Here is a 4,385-nt window from a genome sequence, read left to right as displayed (position 1 = left end):
CACAGACACCTCGACAATATTTGCAAGAAATTGAATAGAAATATTCCATGTTCTTGCAAATTCCGCAACCGCTTTTGAGGCATCGGGCCCCGCCAACATTGGGGGGATGGGGTTGTTCAGGGGCGACAAAGTAACTTCCCAGTGGCCGCGCACGTCGGTGATCCGGCGATACGCCCAGGGCTCGTTCGTCTTGGGATTGTGGAAGATGAAGTCCCCGGCGAGAAAAGTGTGCGCCTTTTGTCGCTGCAACGCTTCCAATGCCAGACTGTTCAGCTTCACTTTGCGCGACACTGATGTTTTCGTCGAGTCACTTTCCTCGTCGTACACGTTGACGAGCTCGACTAGCACTTCCTTGTGGTGAAAGTCCACGTGTCCCCGCCGCAGCGAGATTCCTTCGGAAGTTCGCATGCCGGTAAAGAACATGAACTGCGTAAAATTGTATATTTGTTCATGGTAATGTTTGGCAATCGACTTTAGAATCAGATTCGTTTCATCCAGCGAAAACGGATTTGGCCCTGGTTTTTGATAGCTTGCCCGCTCAACTTCATCGCACGGATTGCCGCCGCCGCTTTAAGGGCTCAGCGTGAAATAACGCGAATATGCCCTGAGGATTCCCCACTCACGCTTGCCTTTGATTGCAATTTGAACACGCCAGCCACCTGCGCACTTTACGATTGATGCCATATATCCTATTCCCCAAAAAATCCGCTGCCAGTTGCATCAAAAAATTGGGGAGTCTTTGGGTAAGTTCTGGGGAATTGATATCAGTAATTAGTGGTTTTCGGTGGTTCTTTGTAGATTGGGACTGGAATGAAAAAACGCCGCAGAACCATGTATCTGGTTGGTTTGCGGCGTTTTATGGCGATTTCCAGAAATGTCTCATGGTGCCGGAGAGAGGAGTCGAACCCCCGACCTCTTCATTACGAATGAATTGCTCTACCAACTGAGCTACACCGGCACTGTTTTTGCTAAAAATATATGCAAAAGCACCAATCTGATTCTAGCAGCAATCAACCGGAACATTAAATCCGCTCGATGCGCCGGGGAGGGGGCAAACTGGTGCGGATTATCTATTCGCTGGAACGCTGGCGGAAATGCAACGGTTGTTCCGCCGTTGGCGTGGCCGGGCCGCAGCCGCTTGAGCAGGAGCCACACCCGCTGCCGCAGCCGCCGGCTGTGCTGGTCGGTTGCAGGCGCTTGCCTACCGCGCGTAGCAACCTCGGGCGCGATGCTGTGCTCAGGGAGTTAGCCAATGCCGCTTGCCAGCGTTGGCTGGTGGCTGGCATCAGGCGGCGGCAGGCGCAAATCAGGCTGGTTATCACAGCGGCACCGATGACGATGCTTTGCACTATGAGAAATGGCGTCATGTCAGGAGCCTCGCAATTTGATAGGTCAAGAAAGCTGCCAGGTAGGCCAGGCCGAACAGGTAGGCAGTGGCGATGGCGACGATTTTCCAGGAATTGGTTTCGCGCCGCATCACTGCCAGCGTCGACATGCATTGCGGAGCGAATACGTACCAGGCCAGCAGTGCCAGTGCAGTCGCCAGCGACCATTGATGGGCAATCACCGGCCCTAGTTGGGAGGCAATCGCATCTTCGCTGCCGGACATTGCGTATACCGTGCCCAGCGCCGATACCGCGACTTCACGCGCAGCCATGCCTGGCACCAGCGCAATGCAGATCTGCCAGTTGAAGCCGATCGGTGCAAATACGTATTCCAGCAAGTGGCCGATGCGCCCGGCCAGGCTGTAATCGATGGCAGGTAAGGTCGCCCCTTCAGGCGGGCCGGGGAAGCTGGAGAGGAACCATAGTAGTACGGTTAGCGCCAGGATGATGGTGGTGACGCGACGCAGGAAAATAAGTGCACGTTCCCACAGGCCGATGGCGATATTACGGGCGCCCGGAAAACGATAGGATGGCAGCTCCATCAGCAATGCATGTTCGCTTTTGTCCTTGCGCATGCGCTTGACGATCCATGACACCGCCAGCGCACTGAAGATGCCGGCCACGTACAACACGAACAGTACGATGCCTTGCAGGTTGAACAGATTCCAGATGCTGCGATTGGGGATGAAGGCGGAGATCAGCAACGTGTATACCGGCAGGCGTGCCGAGCAGGTCATCAATGGCGCCACCAGAATGGTGGTGAGGCGGTCGCGCGGGTCCTGGATGCTGCGCGTGGCCATGATGCCGGGGATCGCGCAGGCGAAGCTCGACAGCAGCGGAATGAACGAGCGGCCTGTAAGGCCTGCTTTGAACATCATCCGATCCAGCAGGAATGCGGCGCGCGGCAGGTAGCCGGATTCTTCCAGCACCAGAATGAAGAAAAACAGTATCAGGATTTGCGGCAAGAACACTAGCACGGTACCCAGTCCACCGAAGATGCCGTCGCTGATCAGGCTGCGCAACAGGCTTTCCGGCATTGCCGCCGCGACCCAGCCGCCGACTGCGGCGACGCCGCTCTGGATGCCGTTCATCAGTGGCTGCGCCCAGGAAAACACCGCTTGGAAAATGAAGAACATGATCGCCGCCAGCAACGCCAGGCCGAACACCGGATGTAATATCCAGCGATCAATCGCATCGTCGATCACCGACGTGTTGCGCGGCATTGTGACTGCCGCTGCCAGCATGCTGCGCACCTGCGCATGCAGATCGTCGTCGACGGTTCCGGTGGGAGGCGCCGGCGTGTTGCTCTGATCCAGATAATGGATGAGGTCGCGCGCGCCGCCGGCGCGTATGGCAATGGTTTCAATCACGGGGATGCCTAGTCGGCGCTCCAGCTCTGCGCGATCGATTACGATGCCGCGCTTGCGCGCCGCATCCATCATGTTCAACGCCAGCACCATGGGCCGTCCCAGACGCTTGACTTCTAATACGAAGCGCAAATGCAGGCGCAGATTGGTGGCGTCGGCGACGCATACAACCAGGTCTGGCAAAGCTTCGCCTGGCATCTGGCCGAGACAAACCTTGCGCGTGATCATTTCGTCGGGGCTGGTTGCTTCCAGGCTGTAGGCGCCTGGCAGGTCGAGTAGCTGCAACAGACGCCCGGAAGGCGCAGTGAAGCGGCCCTCCTTGCGCTCGACGGTAACCCCAGCGTAGTTGGCAACCTTTTGCCGGCTGCCGGTCAATTGGTTGAACAATGCGGTCTTGCCGCAATTTGGATTGCCGACCAGTGCGATCCGTAAGGAGGCAATTGAAGCGGAAATCGGTGTCGCTGAGGAGGGGGCGCTGTAAGACATAGACATGTTTCTTTGTTTCAGGAAGCGGTTTGGACGTGTACCCGTTGCGCTTCGGCGCGGCGCAGGGCGAAGCGAGTGAAGCCGATCTGAATCATCAGCGGATCGGCAGAGACCGGGCCTAGCGCGACGACGCTTACTTCTTCACCCTGGACAAAGCCCAGTTCACTCAGGCGCTGGGCAATCGGATCGATGGCGAGGACATCCCCCACATGTTTTATCACTGCAGGCGTAAACGGAGGTAAATCGCAGAGTCTCATAAAAAAGCCATTATTAATAATGATTCTCATTATATACATTCGCGGCGTTCCGTATCTATTTGCTGAACAAAAGATTGAAATAATGTGTTTCAAATTAGCCGTAAATCTAATTTTTTTGGCATAAATCTGCCATTTTCAGTGGCGCTGCGCGGAAAAAGTATTTGGCTTGCTTGACAGCATTAGTTGCTTGCGTTTTACTTGCATCGACTTTTTGCATTTCCGCAAATTACTTGGCGGGTCGTTCACCATGACCTCTTTGCTACCACCCCACCCCACGCCTGGCCAGAGTTCACAGCAGTCTATCCGAGGCGTTCGATTAAGCCATTTCCGGGTAATGCTGAGAGCGGCTGGATGCTTGCTTCGTCGTTTCACGTTACCAACTTATAACTTATTTAATCGAATGATCGGATCCTGCATGCGACTTCATCAAATATTTGTCTTGTCATCTCTACTGCTGATGGCGACTGTAAGCCGTGCAGAGAGCGGGGTGATGCCAACGACGATTACTTTGGGGCAGTCGGCAGCGCTGTCGGGGCCGGCTCAGGAGCTGGGTAAAAGCATGCGCGATGGTGCCCAGGCTTATTTCGATCAGATCAACGCCAGTGGTGGCGTGGCTGGCCGGAGGATTGTGTTGAAGACGCTGGACGATGGCTACGAGCCGGAACGGGCTGCTGCGAATACCAAACAATTTATTGAAGGGGGCGATGTACTAGCGCTGTTCGGCTATGTGGGCACACCGACTTCCAATGCCTCGATCCCGGCAGTGGAGGGTGTGCTGGATTTTGTGTAAACGGAATTTCGTTTAATTCGGCTTCATCCGTTCTTCAAACTGGATAGTGAAGCGGTTAAGTGCTCCCTTCCAGTCCCGCAATGGCATCGTCCACTTCTTG

At 55.3% G+C, this 4,385-nt stretch carries 4 protein-coding genes, 1 tRNA gene and 1 pseudogene; 1 reads left to right on the top strand and 5 read right to left on the bottom strand.

The genetic code is table 11. The annotated features are described in order from the left end of the window. The 5 genes from ACIQ0R_RS11535 to ACIQ0R_RS11515 form a co-directional block, all read right to left on the bottom strand. Window positions 1-480: tyrosine-type recombinase/integrase (locus ACIQ0R_RS11535; RefSeq protein WP_395827498.1), on the bottom strand; the 480-nt coding region annotated here is incomplete at its 3' end. A 402-nt stretch (window positions 481-882) separates the two neighbouring features. Continuing rightward, window positions 883-958, bottom strand: a tRNA-Thr gene (locus ACIQ0R_RS11530). A 112-nt stretch (window positions 959-1,070) separates the two neighbouring features. Continuing rightward, window positions 1,071-1,367, bottom strand: coding sequence for a DUF6587 family protein (locus ACIQ0R_RS11525; RefSeq protein ID WP_395827495.1), 297 nt, complete (start codon window positions 1,365-1,367; stop codon window positions 1,071-1,073). Next, window positions 1,364-3,244 carry a ferrous iron transporter B gene (locus ACIQ0R_RS11520; protein WP_395827492.1) on the bottom strand — a complete coding sequence of 627 codons (1,881 nt, stop codon included), beginning with the start codon at window positions 3,242-3,244 and terminating at the stop codon, window positions 1,364-1,366. The genes ACIQ0R_RS11525 and ACIQ0R_RS11520 overlap by 4 nt, the downstream gene beginning before the upstream one ends. Before the next feature lie 11 nt (window positions 3,245-3,255). Then, the gene (locus tag ACIQ0R_RS11515) at window positions 3,256-3,495 is read right to left on the bottom strand and encodes a ferrous iron transport protein A (RefSeq protein ID WP_395827489.1); all 240 of its coding nucleotides are present in this window, start codon (window positions 3,493-3,495) and stop codon (window positions 3,256-3,258) included. 457 nt (window positions 3,496-3,952) lie between these two features. On the opposite strand from ACIQ0R_RS11515, the pseudogene ACIQ0R_RS11510 reads away from it, so the two are divergent. After that, window positions 3,953-4,255 (top strand): annotated as a pseudogene (locus tag ACIQ0R_RS11510) (ABC transporter substrate-binding protein); the annotation flags it as partial. Window positions 4,256-4,385 lie beyond the last annotated feature (130 nt).

The organism is Collimonas sp., assembly GCF_044339385.1.
GTDB lineage: Bacteria > Pseudomonadota > Gammaproteobacteria > Burkholderiales > Burkholderiaceae_D > Collimonas.
The sequence above is the reverse complement of the archived record's forward strand: the minus strand, read 5'-3'. Positions and strand labels throughout refer to the sequence as shown.

Bases quoted from the DNA above. Each gene is read 5' to 3' on its own strand.
- ACIQ0R_RS11525 (WP_395827495.1), bottom strand. From the start codon at position 1,367: ATGACGCCATTTCTCATAGTGCAAAGCATCGTCATCGGTGCCGCTGTG.
- ACIQ0R_RS11520 (WP_395827492.1), bottom strand. From the start codon at position 3,244: ATGTCTATGTCTTACAGCGCCCCCTCCTCAGCGACACCGATTTCCGCT.
- ACIQ0R_RS11515 (WP_395827489.1), bottom strand. From the start codon at position 3,495: ATGAGACTCTGCGATTTACCTCCGTTTACGCCTGCAGTGATAAAACAT.